Origin of the sequence: Aquimarina atlantica, from assembly GCF_000626715.1 — a bacterium.
Lineage (GTDB): Bacteria > Bacteroidota > Bacteroidia > Flavobacteriales > Flavobacteriaceae > Aquimarina > Aquimarina atlantica.
On sequence record NZ_AQRA01000005.1, the window covers coordinates 104071 to 122824 of the forward strand.

Genomic DNA, 18754 nt, shown 5'->3' on the forward strand with positions numbered 1-18754 from the left:
AGATGTTTTCTAAAGTATTGGTAGCAGAAGACTATGAAATTGCCAACCAAGGCATTATAAAAGTACTAAATGATAAAATTGGAATCCACAATATTGAGGAAGCTAAATATTGTGATGATGCCTATCTAAAATTCAGAAAAGCACATAACGACCAGGAAGTTTTTGAGTTATTGATCACAGATCTTTCATTTAGAGAAGATCACAAAATCCAAACCAGAACTTCGGGTATCGAACTCATAAAAGATATCAGAAGCATACAACCAGATATTAAAGTAATTGTATACTCACAGGAAGACAGGCCAGACAAAATTAATATGCTATTCGAAAACCTCAATATCGATGGATACGTTTGTAAAGGCCAGGATGCAATACAAGAATTAGTAGCTTGTGTACAAGGCGTGTATCAAGGCAATACAGTATGGCCGCCAGAGATTACCAATAATTCTGCTGCAAACACGATGATTCACCTGGATGATTTGGATATCATACTGTTAGAAGAGTTATCACAGGGGTTTACCAAAAAAGAAATCCGAATCAAACTTAAAAAACAAAATATATCTCCAAACAGTGAGAGCGCTATCGATAAACGAGTAAGTAAACTTTTTGATGACTTCAAAGCAAAAAATACAACTCACCTGGTAGCTATTGTAAAGGATTTAGGAATATTATAGCTTTTTTTACCTTAATCTAAACTTCTATCGTACAGAAGTATTAAACGTCTTCAAAAGGGATATAATGACTTTTTTGTAAAAAAATAGACTCCATTACAGAAATCTGTATTGACATCTAATGTAGTCGATTTATGTTTGTATCATAAAGGCAAGTGAGCGATAAATGACAATGAGCTTATACTATTTGTTGTTTGAATTTACCGGAAAAGAAAATTAAGATTTTTTTGCTTCAGTGATGAATGAAAATCAAGCATAGTTGGGGAACGGTTTATTTTCATTCTGAAACTGAAGTGAAAAAAGAATATTTTATCTCAGTAAATTCAAAAGATACATGGTATTACCTAAACCCTAAAAGATACAAACTCACAATAATGATGAATAACGATCAAATAATCATAGCGGGAATCATTGATGGGGACGAGAAAATACTAACCTGTTTTTATAAAGAAAATATACGATACATTCAGGGATATATTCTTCGCAATAATGGAAATCTTGAAGATGTAGAAGATGTTTTTCAGGATGCTTTAGTTGTGTTATATCAGAAATTACGATCTGGCCTTTTAGAGCTGCGAGTACCAATAAAAACCTATTTTTATGGGGTTTGTAAAAACCTGTGGAGGAATCGATTAAAGAAAAAGAAAAAACTCGTTATCGATGATGGGTGGTATCATTTTGAAGAAGGAACCCATAATTCTTTAGTAGCCGATATCGAAAATCAAGAACGCGAACATCTTTATAGAAAACACTTTCAAAAACTAAGTATAGAGAATAAGAAACTGTTATCTCTTTTCTTTGAAGGAAAATCAATGAAAGAAATTTCGAAAATCTTAGGACATTCTGAAGGATATACCAGAAAAAAGAAATTTGAAGCCAAAAAGAAACTGTTAAATATGATCGAAAAAGATCCAATGTATAATGAGTTAAAGGTGGTATGTTAGCCTATATCAGAGGTTTATAAATATTATACTTTCATAAAAAATAGTTAAACGACCTCGATTTAATAGTAATACTTTCATATCTTTGCTTTTCTAGATGGAAAGTTTACCAATACATATAACAATTAATCCAGAGTTATACACCAAAAATCCTGAATCCTCTGATTTGGGTAAGAAAATAGTACAGACTAGTATAGAGATGATAAATGATTTAGGCTTTGAGTCTTTCACATTTAGAAAGCTGGGAGTTGCTATAGGATCTAATGAAAGTTCGATTTATCGTTATTTTGAAAGTAAGCATGCGTTATTGGTATACTTGATCAATTGGTATTGGAGTTGGATTGAGTATAAATTGGTTTTTGCAACGACAAATATTACCTCTGCAAAAGATAAATTGAACATCGCTATCACACTATTTACTCAAGAAGTAAAAGAAGACAACTCTTTTACTTTTATTAACGAGATACTACTTAATAAAATTATCATTTCAGAATCTGTTAAAGCATATCATACAAAGGATATAGACGAAGAAAATAAAAAAGGATTTTATAAAACTTATAAAAGAGTTGTACAAAGAGTGAGTGATATGGTTTTGGAGATAAATCCAAAATTTGAGTTCCCGCATATGCTTATTTCAACAGTAATTGAGGGAGCACACCACCAACGCTATTTTTCTCAACACCTTCCTTCTTTAACCGATGTAGAAGAAGGAAAAAACAATGTAGTGAGATTTTATACTGATTTAGTACAAAAAACTATTGTGTAATGAGATTATTTTGTTATAACATATTTAGCGTTGTAAAGTATAGTTCGTTTATCGTTGTGTTTGTAAGCATGTTGATACAACCAATAATGAAGACTATTGCACTTTTTGCTAGTGATGATATCGAATTAGTTGAAGTAGATTGGGAAGAAGATTTTGACGAAGAAGAAAAACAGGAAGATGATTGTAAGGATGAAAAAAATGAATTTAAAATTTTAAATTCTTATGATCGTCATTTTATCTATGCTTCAGAATGTTTTTGTTATCAAGTACTACAACCTCATTATGATTTCAATCTCGAAATTCCCATTCCACCCCCCGAACAGGTGTAGTTATCAAATTTCAATCAGGTTCCATTACTATGGAGCTTATCATTTACATAATAACTTATTAATTGCTCAATGTTTTGTACCTAACGGGTATGACATTTTTCAAATCTAAATAACTATGAATAATTCAAATTTATTTAAAAATTTAAAGTCCGATATTCCGGCGAGTATTGTCGTATTTTTTGTGGCGTTACCTCTATGTTTAGGTATCGCTTTAGCCAGTGGAGCTCCTTTGTTTTCTGGTTTGATTGCAGGTATCGTAGGAGGTATCGTAGTGGGAGCCATGAGTGGATCCCAAATTGGTGTTAGTGGCCCAGCAGCTGGGCTTGCTGCAATTGTATTAACTGCCATTGGCGCATTGGGAGGGTATCAAAACTTCCTTTTGGCTGTCGTTTTGGGTGGTGTGATACAATTGGCATTTGGTTTTTTGAAAGCAGGAATTATTGGATATTATTTTCCATCATCAGTAATTAAAGGAATGCTTACAGGTATAGGTATTATTATTATACTTAAACAAATACCACATTTCTTTGGATATGATGCAGATCCAGAAGGTGATTTTGCATTCTTTCAGGTAGATGGAGAAAATACGTTTTCAGAAATTTTAAATGCAATTAATGCTATTAGTCCTGGAGCTACTTTAATAGCCATTATCGGTCTTGGAGTTCTTCTTTTATGGAGTAATGTACTCTCTAAAAAAGGAAAAATATTTCAGCTTATTCAAGGACCTTTGGTAGCAGTTGCTGCCGGTATTATATACTTTATTGTTACCGCAGGAAATAGTACCTGGGGGATATCTTCAGAACATTTGGTAAGTGTACCTGTACCAGAAGATGCATCTTCGTTCTTAGCGCAATTTAGTTTTCCGAATTTTGGAGCTATTACTAACCCACAAATATGGGTAACTGCATTTACTATTGCTTTAGTAGCTAGTCTGGAAACTTTATTGTGTGTAGAAGCTACCGATAAGCTAGATCCTCGTAAGCGGGTAACACCAACCAATCGAGAATTATTGGCTCAGGGAACGGGGAATATTATTTCTGGACTTATCGGAGGGTTACCTGTTACCCAGGTAATTGTTCGTAGTTCGGCAAATATCCAATCAGGTGGTAAGTCTAAAATGGCAGCAATCCTACATGGTTTTTTGCTGTTAATTTCTATAATTTTAATACCAAAACTTTTAAATAAGATTCCGTTATCTGTATTAGCTGCAATTCTTTTTATCGTTGGATATAAGCTTGCAAAACCAGGATTATTTAAAACCATGTATCAATTAGGTTGGAAACAATTTGTTCCGTTTATAGTTACGGTTACAGGTATTGTATTTACAGATCTTTTGATAGGGATTGGACTGGGATTATTAGTAGGTATCGTAGTTATTTTGATTAAAAGTTTTCAAAATTCACATTTCTTACATATCGAAGATAAGAGTAATGGCAAACATAAAATAAAGATGACATTGGCAGAAGAAGTAACATTCTTTAATAAAGGTGCTATTCTTAAAGAATTGGATAGTCTTCCCAGAGATACTTATTTAGAACTTGATGTTCGAAAAACAAGATATTTAGATAATGATATTATTGAAATTCTTGAAGATTTTTCTGAAAAAGCAAGAAATAGGAATATCGACATTCAGCTCATCTCAGAAAGAGGCACTATAGAAAACCCAGACAGTTTTATTCAATTTTTCAGATTACGCCCTAAAAGCGCTTAAAATAAAAACTTATGAAATGAGCCATAACAATTGAGTAGATACCAACCAAGATGTTCAATGGTGAGACAACTAAAAAAACAATAAAAAGAACAGATGAAAACTCGTATGTTAAAAACAAAATACAGATTATTAGTATTAATTGATCAAACCAAATCCTCATACACAGCTTTACGTAATGCTGTGAATTTGGCAAAGGTTATAGATGCAGGAATAGAGGTTTTTTATGTAAAATCACCTATGCAGGTTGTTCAGCATGACAACCAAATAGCAGCATTACGAACATTGGACGAAGAAAGAATTGCATCAAAAAAGGCAATGCAAAAATTGGTCGATACTGTATCAGACACCGAAAATATCCCTGTTATTTACAGTTTTGCTTTCGGAAATGTTATTACCGAAGTACAAAGTCACATTGCTAAAACAAAGCCGGATATTGTTGTTATTGGTAAACGAAAACCTAAACGAGTGAATCTTTTAAGAGGTGGACTAACTTCTTATTTACTGAAACATCACAAAGGAGGAATTCTTATTTCTGGAAGTGATAAGCATCTTATATCAGGCCATAATGTATCTCTTGGTTTTCTTGATGATATTTCTATACAAAATGAAGTAGGGATTGTGCAAGATTTAAAAAAGTGTACCGATACACCTTTTAAATTGTTTAAAATAAAGAAAACAGGTTCTATACTTAAAAAACCAACAGCATTTTCGCAACCCGAAGAGCAATCTATTGCAGAAAATACAGTAATTTTTGAGTTTGAAGAAGGAATGGATAATGGTAATGGACTTTCAAAATATATTGAAAAAAATAAATTAGGATTGCTTTGCGTAAAAAGAGAAGTCAAACAAAAACTAAGCAAATCAATTGGGTTTAATACTAAAGTTCAACAAACCATAAATAAAACAAATGTGCCAGTTCTTATACTGGATAACTAAAAATGCTGTTGATGAGAGGAAATACTAAATAGAGACAAGGTGCAATAACACGGTCTATATCAGAAATGGTATTCTATTTAGGAATCATCTTTAAGTAATCGATCATCATAATAGTAAAAGTAAGCTGTCTGAAAAATGATTTTTAGGCAGCTTTTTTAATTATAGATTGTCAATAGAAATGAATGCATGTTTACAGACTAATGATGAGGTGAAATCGTAAAAAAACGATCTAATATATTTTTATAAGTAGACCATTACAAAAACTAGGAGTACAATCTAATATAAACATATCATAATTTGTTTTTTCCTTTAAGCAATAATAGATAGTTTTGCTTAGAATCATTTTTGATAAGAATATATGGCTTTAAACACACAAAAAATACCAGTAACGATTATTACCGGATTTCTGGGATCTGGTAAAACGACTTTAATACATCAAATTGCTAAAAATGCAAATGGTAGACGATTGGCAATAATTGTTAATGAATTTGGAGAATTAGGAATGGATGGAGAAATCCTAAAAGGTAACGACTGTGGATGTGAAGAAGAAAATATATTAGAATTAAGTAATGGATGCCTATGCTGTACGGTACAGGAGGAGTTTTTACCTACCATGCTTCAATTGATGGAGCGTAAACAGGATATTGATCATATTATTATCGAGACTTCTGGATTAGCATTACCTAAACCATTATTAAAAGCGTTTAACTGGCCTGATTTGAAACCACAAATCACGGTAGATGCTGTAATTACTGTTGTCGATTGTGTAGGACAGGCCACAGGCGAAATATGTGACCGTGATAAGGTACAATCTCAACGATTAGAAGATGAAAACCTGGATCACGAGTCTTCTATCGAAGAATTATTCGAAGATCAACTATCTTGTGCAGATTTGATTATAATGACAAAATCAGATTTAATCAATACAGAAGAATATAACCAAGTAAGAGATATTATCCAGAATCGTGTTGGTAGTAACATCAAATTGATTTCTGCAGTAAAAGGTAATATTCCTGCCGATGTGTTATTAGGAATTGATGCCAAAGCCGAAGATCATGTAGATGAGAAACATTCTCATCATGAACACCATCATCATCATGACCATGATGAACACGGTCATCACCATCACGACCACGATCATGATGATACGATTAATTCTATTGTGATAGAAATTAAAGTACCTCATACTCCAGAAACACTAATCAAAAATTTAAAAACACTAGTAGCAGAACATCATATTTACAGGATTAAAGGAATTATTCATGTACCTGGTAAACCAATGCGTATGATTGTTCAGGGAGTGGCAGATCGGTTTGAAAACTATTTCGACAGAAAGTGGATCGATGGAGAAATCAAAGCTACTCGATTAGTAATTATTGGCGAAGAACTCGAAGAACAAAAGATTCAAGAGATATTAGAAGAAAAATTGCTGGTAGGAGAAGGAGTATAACCATTCATTGATATGATTTTTTAGTATTAACTTAAAATTTTAATCCCTTGAAAATATACACACGTAAAGGAGATACAGGTAAGACAGGAGTCTTTGGAGGAAAAAGAGAATTTAAAGATTCTGCACGTATAGAATGTAATGGAGCTTTGGATGAAGCAAATTCTACTATTGGGTTACTACGTGCAAAATTAGGTAATGATCATGAGTGGCAGCCAAATCTTCATAAAATCCAAAAAGATCTTATGGATATGATGTCACACCTTGCGAGGCCATCAGATTCTAAAAAAGAAAACCCTAATCCCAGACCTAAAGACGGAGCAGATTTTTGTGAACAATGGATGGATGAGATGGAAGACAATATTAGCTCTCCATCTGATTATTTTTTATTACCAGGAGGAAATGAAATTTCTGCATTATGTCATGTGTGTAGAACACAAATAAGAAGAGGGGAACGCAGATTGGTTACTTTAATGCACGAAGATCCCGAATCTGTAGAAGAATATGTGGTTGCCTATATTAATAGACTATCAGATTTATTTTTCACCATGGCCAGAGCAGAAATGGATAAAGCTGGAGTAGCTGAAGAAAAATGGCAATTGTTTTTGTATAAAAGAAAAAAGAAAAGAACATAACGATTTTGCACACAATTTATGGAATAGCTTTAGGACCAGGAGACCCAGAGCTTCTTACGCTTAAAGCGTTACGGATATTAAAAGAAGTCGATCTTATTTTTTATCCAGGATCTATTACCAAAGATCAAAAAAAGAGCTTTGTATATCCTATATTACAATATCATGGATTAGAGCATAAAGAGCTAAAAGGGTTTTTTCTAAACATGTCATACGATCGCCAAGAGGCTTCAGAAACCTATGTAGCAACGGTAAAAGATATTGAAAAAGCTTATCAAACTGGAAAAAAAATAGCAATTGTATGTGAAGGAGATATTAGTTTATATGCTTCTTTTTCGTATATATTGGCAGGGCTTCAAGAATTACAATTACCAGTATCTTTGGTCCCCGGAATCAATTCTTTTTCGTTAGGTGCATCACAACACCAAATACCATTAAGTTTACTTAATGATAAAATTGCAATCGTTCCAAGAGTAAAAAATATTACAGAAATCTCTAAATACTTTTTAGAATTTGATACTGTAATATTAATGAAAATACGCTCTGGTTGGAATGATTTTCACTCAGAATTAGTACAGAAAGATTGGAAATGTTATTATTGTGAACGTTTAGGAACCAATCAAGAATATATAACAACAGATTTAACCACTCTGGCCAATAGAGAAATTCCATATTTCTCTTTATTAATTATCAAACAATGATCAAAGTTGTAGGACTAGGTCCCGGGCATTCAGATTATATTATTCCAATGGCAGTACAGGCAATTTCAGAAGCCTCTGTAATCATTGGATATCACTATTATTTTCAATTTATTCAACATCTGGTATGTCCTGATGCTTTATGTATCGGTAAAGAATTAAGCGAAGAAGAAAAAAGAGCAGAAATTGCAATACAGCATGCTTTAGAAGGGGAACAGGTTGTCGTTATTGGTTCTGGAGATGCCAGTATATATGCAATGGCATCTATAGTATATCAAAAAGTTGCAGAGCAAAAATTAGATATTCCTGTAGAGACAGTACCGGGTATTTCTGCATTTATCACAGCAGGAAGTAAATTAGGAGCTATATTAGGTCATGATTTTTGTTGTATTTCCTTATCAGATTTAATGACTCCCTGGACCACAATCGAGAAACGCATCCACGCTGCAGCAATGGGGGATTTTGTAACAGGGCTGTATAATCCTAAAAGTAAAAAACGGTATTGGCAATTGGGAGCGTTAAAAACTATTTACCTTAAGTATAGACCCAAAACTACACCTGTAGCAATATGTAAACAATTAGGAAGAGCAGAAGAAGAGATTAAAATCACCACTTTAGCAGAGTTAGATATCGATGAGGTAGATATGTTTTGTGTAGTATTGATAGGAAATAGTCAAACGTTCAAGTATAAAGATCATCTGATCACACCAAGAGGATATTTGAATAGGAAACCTGAAACCGGTCAAGAAATACAACAAGCTAGCTTTAAAGAAATATTAGATAATATCCCACCTCATACATTAGCAAACGATGCTTTATGGGCCGCAATACGATGTATTCATACCTCTGGTGATTTTGAATATATAAACTACCTGGAGACCTCTAAGCATGCAATTGCTACCTGGCATGATTATCTTAAAAATGGAGGGACAATCGTTACCGATGTAACTATGGTAGCTGCAGGCATTACAAAAGCGTATACTGCCAAATACAATAATCAGGTAATTTGTTTATTAAACGATAAAGAATCCCTTCAGCTTGCAGAAAAAGAAGGATTAACACGAACACAGGCAGGAATAAAACTTGCAGCAAAAAAATATCCCAACGCACTATTTGTTATCGGAAATGCACCCACAGCATTAATTGAGATTGCAGATCAGATTAAAGAAGGGATATTATCTCCGACAGGAGTTATTGGAGCACCAGTAGGATTTATCAATGTCATAGAATCTAAAGAACGACTAAAAACAATATCCCATATTCCGTATGCGTTAATTACCGAAAAACGAGGAGGTAGTAATTTTGCAGCGGCTATTGTTAATGCAGCATTTACACTAGAAGAAGCTAAATTATAAAATATATGAAAGAGCATCCACAACGTATATTTAACGATAAAGAACAAGCATTGCTCGAAGAGATCATGATCCACCGTAGAGATGTTCGAGGGAATCACTTTTTAGATACTCCCATATCTCAGGAATCAGTTAATAGGATTATAGAAGCTGCATTAGCAGCTCCTTCGGTAGGATTTTCGCAACCCTGGGAATTTGTATTGATCCGGGATCAAAAAACAAAGCAAGCCGTAAAAGAAACTTTTTCTGAAGAAACAGCACGTGCCGCAATGCAGTTTACAGACGAAAAGCAAAAAGAATACATCAAACTTAAATTAGAAGGGATTTTAGAAGCTCCTTTAAATATGGCTGTGTTTTATAAACCTGCAGATGGTCCTGTTTTAGGACAGACAAGTATGCCTAATATGGGGAAATATAGTGTAGTTTGTGCCATACAAAATATGTGGCTTATGGCACGATCCTTAAATATAGGAATGGGATGGGTGAGTATTTTGGATCCCGAAAAAGTAAAACAAGTACTAGGAGCTCCAGAACCAAACCAATTGATTGGGTATCTATGCTTTGGGTATACCGATATGTTTTATAACCAACCCGAATTAGAATTAAAAAAATGGGATCGTAAAAAACTTCAAAAAGAAGTCGTTATTCAGGAAAAATATACTTAAAAAGAGAATCAATCTTTTACAGCATTTGGTAATGCTATCAGCATATATACAATAACACTATGACCTTCCATATTATAGGTATCGGAAATAAAACCCCGGATTTCACAACAGAACAACAACGAGATATTCTGGATACCCTTATTTTTAGTGGAGGAAAACGTCATTACGAATTGGTTAAAGATTACCTTCCAGAAAATCATCAATGGATAACTATTCAATCTCCCATGTCTCAGGTATTCGAGGCATATGAACAAGCAGCAACTACAATTATTGTTTTTGCCTCTGGTAATCCTTTGTTTTACGGATTTTCGAATACATTAAAAAATAAATATCCAGATGCAGAAATTATAACAACATCCTATTTTAGTTCAATTCAATTACTGGCTAATGCCATGAATTTTAATAGTAATCCATTACAAACCGTAAGCGTACACGGAAGAAGCTGGAAAGCATTAGACGCTATCTTAATTCAACAAAAAGAATGTATTGGGGTACTTACAGACGCAGAAAAAAATCCAGCTACCATTGCAAAAAGACTTTTAGAGTATGGATATGATAATTATGTCATGCTAGTAGGAGAGGATATAGAAGGAGAACAAGAAAAGTTTCAGGAACTATCATTGCAAAAAGCATCGACGATGAAGTTTCACTCATTGAATTGTTTGATACTTAAAAAAACAAAACATCGTTATATTGATTTTGGGATAAAAGATGCCAATTTTATAGGCTTGCCGGGAAGACCCAAGATGATCACCAAAATGCCTGTTCGATTAACGACGCTACATTACTTAAATGTTCTTAACATTGATACATTATGGGATATTGGTTTTTGCACTGGATCTGTTAGCCTCGAAGCTAAATTAAAAAATGGGGATTTAAATATCATCGCTTTTGAAAAGAGGCCAGAGTGTAAAGCTATTTTAGAGCAAAACCAAAAACGTTTTGGAGTTCCTGGAATTCAAATTGTAATGGGAGATTTTTTTGAGCAGGATCTTACTCAACTTGCAAAGCCTGAAGCAATTTTCATAGGGGGTCACGGTGGCAGATTAGAAGAACTTTTTCTAAAGATCAGTCTGGTTTTACAACCTGAGACCTGTATAGTGATCAATGCGGTAAAAGAGAGTTCGGTACAAGCTTTTAAAGTAGGTTGTGATAAAATAGGATATACTATTGTAGAAGAATCCACACTATCACTAGATGCATACAACCCAATTACATTGCTTAAGGCAATACGTAAATAGAAGTGATCTAAACTTCATTTTGAGCAAAAGTTTTCTCATATATGATCAATTTATGTAGGTTTGCCAAATGAAACAAGTATTAAAAAATTTCAACGTGTGAAAATAACCTCACTTGTAACTGGCGGAGCAGGATTTATAGGTTCGCATGTGGTAAATCATTTACTAAAACAAAATCATCAGGTTGTAGTTTTAGATGATCTTTCTGGAGGAGATAAAGAGAATATAAACTCAGCAGCCCTATTTTATGAAGGGTCAATACTAGACGTTACCTTAATACATACTCTTTTTGATGAATATAAGTTCACCTATGTTTATCATTTGGCAGCCTATGCAGCAGAAGGATTAAGTCATTTTATTAGAAATTTCAATTATCAAAATAACCTGATCGGTAGTGTTAACCTGATCAATGCATCGGTAACTCATGAGGTGAAATGTTTTGTTTTTACCTCTTCTATTGCGGTTTATGGAACCAATACATTGCCGTTGGTAGAAACACAATTTCCGCAACCAGAAGATCCGTATGGGATAGCAAAGTATGCTGTAGAATTAGATTTAATAAATGCACACAAGATGTTTGGTATGGATTATATTATTTTCAGACCACATAATGTATACGGAAGACATCAAAATATAGGAGATAAATACCGTAATGTCGTTGGGATATTTATGAATCAAATTCTGGAAAATAAACCGTTGACTATTTTTGGAGACGGTAGGCAAACCCGGGCTTTTACACATATTGATGATATTGCACCTTATATTGCTAATTCGGTAACAGTACCCGAAGCATATAATACAGTTTTTAATATAGGAAGTGATACGGTATACTCTGTAGAAGAGTTGGCAAAAGCAGTTAGTAATGCAATGCAATCCGAACTGCATATAGAGCGATTAGAAAAACGAGAAGAAGTAACTCATGCCTATGCTAATCATTCAAAATTTGATACTGTTTTTAATCCCAAAAAACATATAGATTTAGAGACAGGGCTTTTAGAAATGGCCAAATGGGTAAAAACCCATGGGTCGCGCTCTAGTAAAGAATTCCAAAACATTGAAATAACAAAAAAACTACCGAGTTCCTGGAGAAAACCTTTAAAACAATGACAGATCAACCACTAGTTACTATTATAATGGCCGTTAAAGATACGGCTCCTTATTTGAGGGATTGCCTGGATTCTATCCTGGCACAGACCTATCAAAACTGGGAACTTATTGCGGTAAATGATCACTCGTCTGATGATAGTCCAAAAATTTTACAGGAATATGCCGAAAAAGACTCCAGAATTCGATTTTTTAATAGCGATAGACCTAAATTAATCCCAACGCTACAAGTAGGATATGCAGAAACCAGAGGAACGTTGATCAACAGAATGGACTCTGATGATAAAATGCCAGCGTATAAAATAGAAGTACTTGTAGAAGAATGGAGTAAGTATGGAAAAGGAACTGTGATTGCAGGAGGAACCGAGCATTTTGTTGATGATGGAGTTGTAGGTGATGGGTTTCTTAAATACGAAAAATGGCTTAATGAAGTTGCCAGAACAAGTACCCACTATCAAGAGATTTATAGAGAATGTGTTATCCCATCTCATTGTTGGTTGCTACACAAAGAGGATTTTGATGCAGCAGGAGCTTTTGATCCGATCATATATCCTGAAGATTATGACCTCTGTTTCAGATTTTACAAACTAGGTTTAACAGTTGTAGGGATTGATAAAATTCTACATCACTGGAGAGACCGATCTAATAGAATTTCTCGTACCTGGGACGAATACAAAGACAATCGATATTTTGATCTTAAAATACGCTTTTTCTATGAATTAGATAGAGACAAAACACGACCTTTAGTACTATGGGGTGCCGGGAAAAATGGAAAAGATATGGCCAAACTCCTACAATCTTATAATGATAGTTTTCGCTGGGTATGTGATAATGAGAGAAAAATAGGAAAGGATATTTACGGGGTACAATTAGAGCATTATAACGATATCGAAACACTCGAGGGTGCCCAGATCATTATCGTAGTAGCATCTCCAACAGGAAAAAAAGAAATAGAAGAACTGCTCACCTTATGGGATAAAAAACCTGTTGTCGATTTTTGGTTTTTTGCATAATAAATATGTATAATCTTAATAAACATTTTTTAAGACGTTAATAACCTAATATCTTTGTGTCGTAGGAGTAATACCATTTGTACTTTAAATCTACTGGAATAAAATGTTCTTTTTTCATATCAGTTTCAGAATAAAAATAAACCGTAGCCCTGCTATGCTTGATTTTTATTCTTTACTGAAACAAAAAAATCTTAATTTTCTTTGCCAGTAAATTCAAAATACGAATGATATAATTTAATAGCTTTTCAGAGAACACATGTCAGAACACACCATAAAAGTTGCAATACTCTGTTTTACAGATCAGGGAGTATCGATTGCTAAAACCTTGCAAAAAGAATTTTATCGCTCTAAGCTGTTTACAACAAGAACAGTAGAGGTTAGTAAAGATATAAAGCAAATCAATTCGGTATCAGAGTTGATAGAAAATTCATTTCATAACTATGATGCATGGATTTTTGTAGGGGCATTAGGGATTTGTGTGCGTAGTATCGCCGCTTATATCAAAGATAAAGCAAGTGACCCAGCAGTGATTAATGTTGATGATCAGGGAAAATTTGTACAAGCTGTACTTAGCGGTCATATTGGTAAAGCCAATATACTCACTGCCCAAATCGGTAGAATTCTAAATGCACAAGCGGTAGTGTCTACATCTAGTGATTTGCAAAACTTATGGGCATTGGATACATTGGCAGAAACCTATGGATGGAAAACGAAAAGCTCTATTCCTTTAAATAAGATTATATCATTGTTTGTAAACAGGAAATCTACCGCATTAATTCTAAAAGTTAAAAATAAAGGAGTTCAATACCTGGAGAAAACCTGCCCGGATTTTGTAGATATTTATTATGATCAGGGAGATTTTAAACATAGTAATTATGAGTTGATACTATATGTGGGGTATGAACTTATAGCTACAGATACTCCTGTTCTTTCTTTCTATCCTCCTTGTGTGGCATTAGGTAGTGGATGTGCAAAAGATATAGAACCACAACTCCTCATGAAAGGATTAGAATCTGCATTACAAGAGCAACATATCGCGATAGAAAGTATCTATGCCATAGGATCTGCAACTATTAAAAATGAAGAACAGGCCTATCTTGATTTTGCTGCGTATTATAATATTCCTTTTATTACCTATACTGGTGAAGAACTTAATACCATTGCAGTTGCTAATCCTTCAGAAGTTGTAAAGAAAAAGGTAGGTGTTTATGGCGTTTCTGAAGCTGCCGCAGCATTAATGGCAGGTCAATCATCATGGCTGGTCGAAAAAACAAAAGCACTTACACCATCGGGTAAGAAATTTACCTACGCATTAAGTTTGTCAGCCAGGTATGAGCGCAAAGCAAGTATTGCCATTGTAGGAGCAGGATCAGGAGATCCAGAGCTATTAACTTTAAAAGGGCAGTATATTCTAGAAAATGCAGACTGTATTTTATATGCAGGGAGTTTGGTGCCAGAAGCTTTAACGCATATGGCAAAAGAAGATGCTTTGGTACGTAATTCTGCATCGATGACCCTAGAAGAGCAAATAATGATTATTGATCAATATTACCAACAAGGAAAATCTATCGTACGCTTACATTCTGGGGATCCTTCTATATATGGAGCGATACAAGAGCAGATGACTATTTTTGATGAAAAAGGGTATGACTATTATATCGTTCCTGGAATTTCCTCATTTCAAGCGGCAGCTGCATATCTCAAATCAGAATTTACGATTCCCGAAGTGGCGCAAACTATTATTCTTACTAGGGGCGAGGGAAACACACCAATGCCAGAACACGAAAAAATTGCTGATATGGCAAAATTAAGGGCTACCATGTGTATTTTCTTAAGTGTAGGCATCGCTAAAAAAATACAAGCACAACTTCTCGAACATTATCCAGAAAACACACCGTTAGCGGTATTATACCGTGTGAGTTGGGAAGATGAAGAAGTATGGACAGGCACCCTATCAGAACTAACTACTATCATCAAAAAAAATAAGTTAACCCGTACGGTACTCATTGTAGTTGGTGAAGCTGTAGGTGCCCGTAAAAACAGATCGTGGTTATATGATGATAAATGGCATCATATCTTTAGAAAAAAAGAAAAAGAAATTCAATCCTCATGATACTCGTTTTTGGAGGCACCACAGAAGGGAAAAAAGTCGCCAAAATATTGGATGAGCTAGAATATCCGTATTACTATTCAACCAAAACAAAAGTGAATTATGAAGGGAAAGGAATTCCTATAGAGGGAGTAATGACTACCTCTCTCTTAGAGGATTTTTGTGAGCAACATGGGATTACACATATTATTAATGCTTCTCATCCTTTTGCAGTGCAATTGCATCAAATGATCGCTGATATTTCGATTGCATTGCCTTTGATACGTTTTCAAAGAAAATTTTCCCCAAGAATACCAGATCAAAACGTATCTTATGTAGATAATTTTGAAGAAGCGATACGCTGTTTTAACAAAAACAACTATAGCTCATTACTGGCACTCTCGGGAGTGCAAACTATTGGTAAATTACAATCCTACTGGAAGAATCACCTTACCTGGTTTCGTATTTTGGATCGTGATAGCTCTAGAGTGATTGCTAATGAGGCGGGGTTTCCAGAAGTAAAATTAATATTTGGATTTCCACAATCTAAGGCCGCCGAAATGGAGTTATTTACCAAACTATCTCCGGATGTAATTTTTACTAAAGAAAGTGGAAGTAATGGAAAACTGGAAGAAAAAATAGCTGCGGCCCAAGCTTTACATATCCCGATAGTGATTCTTAAAAAACCAAAAATTTCTAATCGATATCTTTGTATCGATACCAAAGCAGCATTAATTGAAATGATTAATAACGAATATAAGAACCTTTAGACCTCACAGGTCTTAGAGACCTGTGAGGTCTGCGCCTTCATCGAAAATGCAGTTTTATTAAATTTTATTACGTAAAAATATTGAGCGAACTACAAGACATACCCGATAGGCCTTTACGAAGAGGATATACCACAGGAGCTTGTGCTACTGCTTGTGTTAAAGCTGCATTATGGAGTTTGGTCACCCAACGGGAGCTTACCGAAACACAAGTGCAATTGCCTATTGGTGAAATCGCTACATTTAAAGTTCAGCGCACTAAATTAACACAAAAAGAGGCGGCATATTCTACAATAAAAGATGCAGGTGATGATCCTGATGTAACGCATAACGTAGAGATCACAGCTACTGTGTCTCTTAATCATACAGGAGATATTCTTTTTAAAAGAGGAAAAGGAGTAGGGCTAATTACTTTACCAGGATTAGAAATACCTGTGGGAGAACCTGCCATTAACCCAGTCCCCAGGGATATGATGCATGTCGTTTGTAAAAAAATAATATCAGATTATCAGCTTGAGAAACACGGAGTAACCATTACTATATCGGTAAAAAACGGAGAAAACCTTGCTAAAAAAACATTGAATAGTCGCTTAGGAATATTGCACGGAATTTCAATATTAGGAACTACAGGTATTGTTACTCCGTTTTCTGCGGCATCTTATATTGCAAGCATTCAACAAGGGATTGATGTTGCTATTGCCAATGGCAAAACAACATTATTAATAAACTCTGGAGCGCGTAGTGAGAAGATGCTGAGGTCAATATTTCCTGACATTTCAGAAGTTTCCTGTATACATTACGGAAACTGGATACAGGAAACTTTTGAGAAAATTCATCAATCTCCCCAGATTACGAAAGTATCTATGGGAATTATGCTAGGAAAAGCAGCAAAACTGGCACAAGGCAGAACAAATACGCATAGTGGAAAAACAACATGGGATAAAGATTTTATATACCAGCTGGCCATATCGGCGGGATATCCAGAGGAGATTGCTAACAAAGTTTTAGCATTAAATATGGCGGGACGTCTTCGGGAAATTTTTACTTTTACAGCCGGAGAAAATTTTTATCAAAAACTAATACAAGAATGCCATTATCATTGTCAAAAAATAGCACCAAATGTAACGATTGCTATGTACTTGATTAATAATGATGGAACTCACATATCATACACTATATGAACATCATGAATCTTGCTCGCCCTCTAATCGCAGGGGTTTTACATTCTTTTGAACCAGATCATATGTCTGCAGTATCAGTATTGGCTGCAGAAAATGCTATTCAGAAAAAGAAAGTATCTTTTAAAACTGTGTTTACAGCATCTCAATGGGCATTTGGACACTCGGTGACTTTGTTGATGTTTGGAGGGATTGCCTTAGCATTTAGAGCTGCCTTACTTACATTTGTAGAAAGTATCTCTTTTTGGGCAGAATTTTCTGTTGGCCCGATTATGATCTGGCTAGGTGTAATAGCTATTCGAAGAAATCATAAGATTAATGAGATGATGGCTGACCATAAAAAAATAGAAGCACACGAGCATGCTGCCAATAATCCTATTCATCTACATGGAAAAAGAGGTGAAGAAATTGCTATGAACCCTATTAATCGGTCGTTTTGGATAGGGATGGTACATGGATTGGCAGGTACAGGAGGTGCGCTTACCTCTGCATTAATTATTAGCGCAGATACAATCTCTGATGCTATCCTAATATTAATAGTAGAGTCTATTGGGATTATTTTTTCTATGGCGGTATATAGTTATGTATTGATCTTTACCATGAGCCGTTTTATAGAACGCAATATATCCATATTTAAATGGATGAATGGTGTTATTGGTGTCATTTCGATAATCATTGGATGTATCGTATTACAAAGTGTACTTTTTTGAATGATTTTCTAATGCATAATCCGGGTTTAATTCCTAAAAGACAATAAAAATGGCATATAATATTGTACTTGTAGAACCAGAAATCCCTACGAATACAGGTAATATAGGTAGGCTTAGTTTAGCCTCGGGATCGAATCTACATTTAGTAAAACCATTTGGGTTTGAATTAAGTGATTCGAGATTAAAAAGAGCCGGGTTAGATTACTGGAAACACATCTCGGTACATATATATGATAGTATAGATGAATTTTATGCTGTGCATAACGATAAAAATATGGTATATCTATCGAGCCATGCAGAAAAAGACTATTGTGATATACCTTATGAAGATGATCTATTTTTTGTTTTTGGAAAAGAATCTACAGGTTTGTCAAAAACGATAACAGAAAAATATCCAGATCAACTCTATAAAATCCCAATATACAGCGATAAGGTAAGAAGTTTAAATCTGGCTAATGCGGTGAGTATTGTGGTCTATGAGGGGTTAAGAAATATAAGATAGCTCTTAGT

General features: G+C 34.5%; 19 protein-coding genes. All 19 read left to right on the plus strand.

Going from position 1 to position 18754, the window contains the following annotated elements:
* The first annotated feature begins 2 nt into the window (after positions 1–2).
* The 19 genes from ATO12_RS11750 to ATO12_RS11840 all read left to right on the plus strand — a co-directional run bounded on the left by ATO12_RS11750 (position 3) and on the right by ATO12_RS11840 (position 18746).
* Positions 3–671, plus strand: coding sequence for a DNA-binding response regulator (locus ATO12_RS11750; RefSeq protein ID WP_034242175.1), 669 nt, complete (start codon positions 3–5; stop codon positions 669–671).
* A 374-nt stretch (positions 672–1045) separates the two neighbouring features.
* A complete protein-coding gene (locus ATO12_RS11755; protein WP_165583371.1) occupies positions 1046–1612 on the plus strand; it encodes an RNA polymerase sigma factor in 567 nt (188 codons plus the stop codon).
* 94 nt (positions 1613–1706) lie between these two features.
* Positions 1707–2375: a TetR/AcrR family transcriptional regulator gene (locus ATO12_RS11760; RefSeq protein ID WP_034242178.1), complete on the plus strand. Its 669-nt coding sequence runs from the start codon at positions 1707–1709 to the stop codon at positions 2373–2375.
* A complete protein-coding gene (locus ATO12_RS11765; RefSeq protein ID WP_131248823.1) occupies positions 2375–2704 on the plus strand; it encodes a hypothetical protein in 330 nt (109 codons plus the stop codon). Before ATO12_RS11760 ends, ATO12_RS11765 begins: the two co-directional genes overlap by 1 nt.
* Before the next feature lie 115 nt (positions 2705–2819).
* A complete protein-coding gene (locus tag ATO12_RS11770) occupies positions 2820–4415 on the plus strand; it encodes a SulP family inorganic anion transporter (protein WP_034242180.1) in 1596 nt (531 codons plus the stop codon).
* A gap of 93 nt (positions 4416–4508) precedes the next feature.
* The gene (locus ATO12_RS11775) at positions 4509–5351 is read left to right on the plus strand and encodes a universal stress protein (protein WP_034242181.1); all 843 of its coding nucleotides are present in this window, start codon (positions 4509–4511) and stop codon (positions 5349–5351) included.
* 358 nt (positions 5352–5709) lie between these two features.
* Positions 5710–6801: a cobalamin biosynthesis protein CobW gene (cobW, locus tag ATO12_RS11780; RefSeq protein WP_034242182.1), complete on the plus strand. Its 1092-nt coding sequence runs from the start codon at positions 5710–5712 to the stop codon at positions 6799–6801.
* A gap of 47 nt (positions 6802–6848) precedes the next feature.
* Positions 6849–7433, plus strand: coding sequence for a cob(I)yrinic acid a,c-diamide adenosyltransferase (locus ATO12_RS11785; RefSeq protein ID WP_034242183.1), 585 nt, complete (start codon positions 6849–6851; stop codon positions 7431–7433).
* 5 nt (positions 7434–7438) lie between these two features.
* The gene (gene cobI / locus ATO12_RS11790; RefSeq protein WP_205625237.1) at positions 7439–8131 is read left to right on the plus strand and encodes a precorrin-2 C(20)-methyltransferase; all 693 of its coding nucleotides are present in this window, start codon (positions 7439–7441) and stop codon (positions 8129–8131) included.
* The gene (gene cobJ, locus ATO12_RS11795) at positions 8128–9483 is read left to right on the plus strand and encodes a precorrin-3B C(17)-methyltransferase (protein WP_034242185.1); all 1356 of its coding nucleotides are present in this window, start codon (positions 8128–8130) and stop codon (positions 9481–9483) included. Before cobI ends, cobJ begins: the two co-directional genes overlap by 4 nt.
* 5 nt (positions 9484–9488) lie before the next feature.
* Positions 9489–10145 (plus strand): 5,6-dimethylbenzimidazole synthase, encoded by a 657-nt coding sequence (bluB, locus tag ATO12_RS11800; protein ID WP_051575784.1) that lies wholly within the window; start codon positions 9489–9491, stop codon positions 10143–10145.
* Between the two features lie 59 nt (positions 10146–10204).
* A complete protein-coding gene (gene cbiE, locus ATO12_RS11805) occupies positions 10205–11386 on the plus strand; it encodes a precorrin-6y C5,15-methyltransferase (decarboxylating) subunit CbiE (RefSeq protein ID WP_034242186.1) in 1182 nt (393 codons plus the stop codon).
* Positions 11387–11482: 96 nt separating this feature from the next.
* Positions 11483–12490 (plus strand): NAD-dependent epimerase/dehydratase family protein, encoded by a 1008-nt coding sequence (locus ATO12_RS11810; RefSeq protein WP_034242668.1) that lies wholly within the window; start codon positions 11483–11485, stop codon positions 12488–12490.
* Positions 12487–13500 (plus strand): glycosyltransferase family 2 protein, encoded by a 1014-nt coding sequence (locus ATO12_RS11815; RefSeq protein ID WP_034242187.1) that lies wholly within the window; start codon positions 12487–12489, stop codon positions 13498–13500. The genes ATO12_RS11810 and ATO12_RS11815 overlap by 4 nt, the downstream gene beginning before the upstream one ends.
* Before the next feature lie 256 nt (positions 13501–13756).
* Positions 13757–15613 carry a precorrin-4 C(11)-methyltransferase gene (gene cobM, locus ATO12_RS11820; protein ID WP_034242188.1) on the plus strand — a complete coding sequence of 619 codons (1857 nt, stop codon included), beginning with the start codon at positions 13757–13759 and terminating at the stop codon, positions 15611–15613.
* Positions 15610–16359, plus strand: coding sequence for a precorrin-6A/cobalt-precorrin-6A reductase (locus ATO12_RS11825; protein WP_034242189.1), 750 nt, complete (start codon positions 15610–15612; stop codon positions 16357–16359). The genes cobM and ATO12_RS11825 overlap by 4 nt, the downstream gene beginning before the upstream one ends.
* An 80-nt stretch (positions 16360–16439) precedes the next feature.
* Entirely contained in the window at positions 16440–17537 is a 1098-nt protein-coding gene (locus tag ATO12_RS11830) for a cobalt-precorrin-5B (C(1))-methyltransferase (RefSeq protein ID WP_034242190.1), read from the plus strand.
* Positions 17534–18244: a hypothetical protein gene (locus ATO12_RS11835; RefSeq protein WP_034242191.1), complete on the plus strand. Its 711-nt coding sequence runs from the start codon at positions 17534–17536 to the stop codon at positions 18242–18244. Before ATO12_RS11830 ends, ATO12_RS11835 begins: the two co-directional genes overlap by 4 nt.
* Positions 18245–18293: 49 nt before the next feature.
* Positions 18294–18746, plus strand: coding sequence for a tRNA (cytidine(34)-2'-O)-methyltransferase (locus ATO12_RS11840; RefSeq protein WP_034242192.1), 453 nt, complete (start codon positions 18294–18296; stop codon positions 18744–18746).
* Positions 18747–18754 lie beyond the last annotated feature (8 nt).

Bases quoted from the DNA above. Each gene is read 5' to 3' on its own strand.
- ATO12_RS11765 (WP_131248823.1), top strand. From the start codon at position 2,375: ATGAGATTATTTTGTTATAACATATTTAGCGTTGTAAAGTATAGTTCG.
- ATO12_RS11775 (WP_034242181.1), top strand. From the start codon at position 4,509: ATGAAAACTCGTATGTTAAAAACAAAATACAGATTATTAGTATTAATT.
- ATO12_RS11760 (WP_034242178.1), top strand. From the start codon at position 1,707: ATGGAAAGTTTACCAATACATATAACAATTAATCCAGAGTTATACACC.
- ATO12_RS11835 (WP_034242191.1), top strand. From the start codon at position 17,534: ATGAACATCATGAATCTTGCTCGCCCTCTAATCGCAGGGGTTTTACAT.
- cobM (WP_034242188.1), top strand. From the start codon at position 13,757: ATGTCAGAACACACCATAAAAGTTGCAATACTCTGTTTTACAGATCAG.
- ATO12_RS11770 (WP_034242180.1), top strand. From the start codon at position 2,820: ATGAATAATTCAAATTTATTTAAAAATTTAAAGTCCGATATTCCGGCG.
- ATO12_RS11840 (WP_034242192.1), top strand. From the start codon at position 18,294: ATGGCATATAATATTGTACTTGTAGAACCAGAAATCCCTACGAATACA.
- ATO12_RS11750 (WP_034242175.1), top strand. From the start codon at position 3: ATGTTTTCTAAAGTATTGGTAGCAGAAGACTATGAAATTGCCAACCAA.
- ATO12_RS11815 (WP_034242187.1), top strand. From the start codon at position 12,487: ATGACAGATCAACCACTAGTTACTATTATAATGGCCGTTAAAGATACG.
- cobW (WP_034242182.1), top strand. From the start codon at position 5,710: ATGGCTTTAAACACACAAAAAATACCAGTAACGATTATTACCGGATTT.
- bluB (WP_051575784.1), top strand. From the start codon at position 9,489: ATGAAAGAGCATCCACAACGTATATTTAACGATAAAGAACAAGCATTG.
- cbiE (WP_034242186.1), top strand. From the start codon at position 10,205: ATGACCTTCCATATTATAGGTATCGGAAATAAAACCCCGGATTTCACA.
- ATO12_RS11755 (WP_165583371.1), top strand. From the start codon at position 1,046: ATGAATAACGATCAAATAATCATAGCGGGAATCATTGATGGGGACGAG.
- ATO12_RS11825 (WP_034242189.1), top strand. From the start codon at position 15,610: ATGATACTCGTTTTTGGAGGCACCACAGAAGGGAAAAAAGTCGCCAAA.
- cobJ (WP_034242185.1), top strand. From the start codon at position 8,128: ATGATCAAAGTTGTAGGACTAGGTCCCGGGCATTCAGATTATATTATT.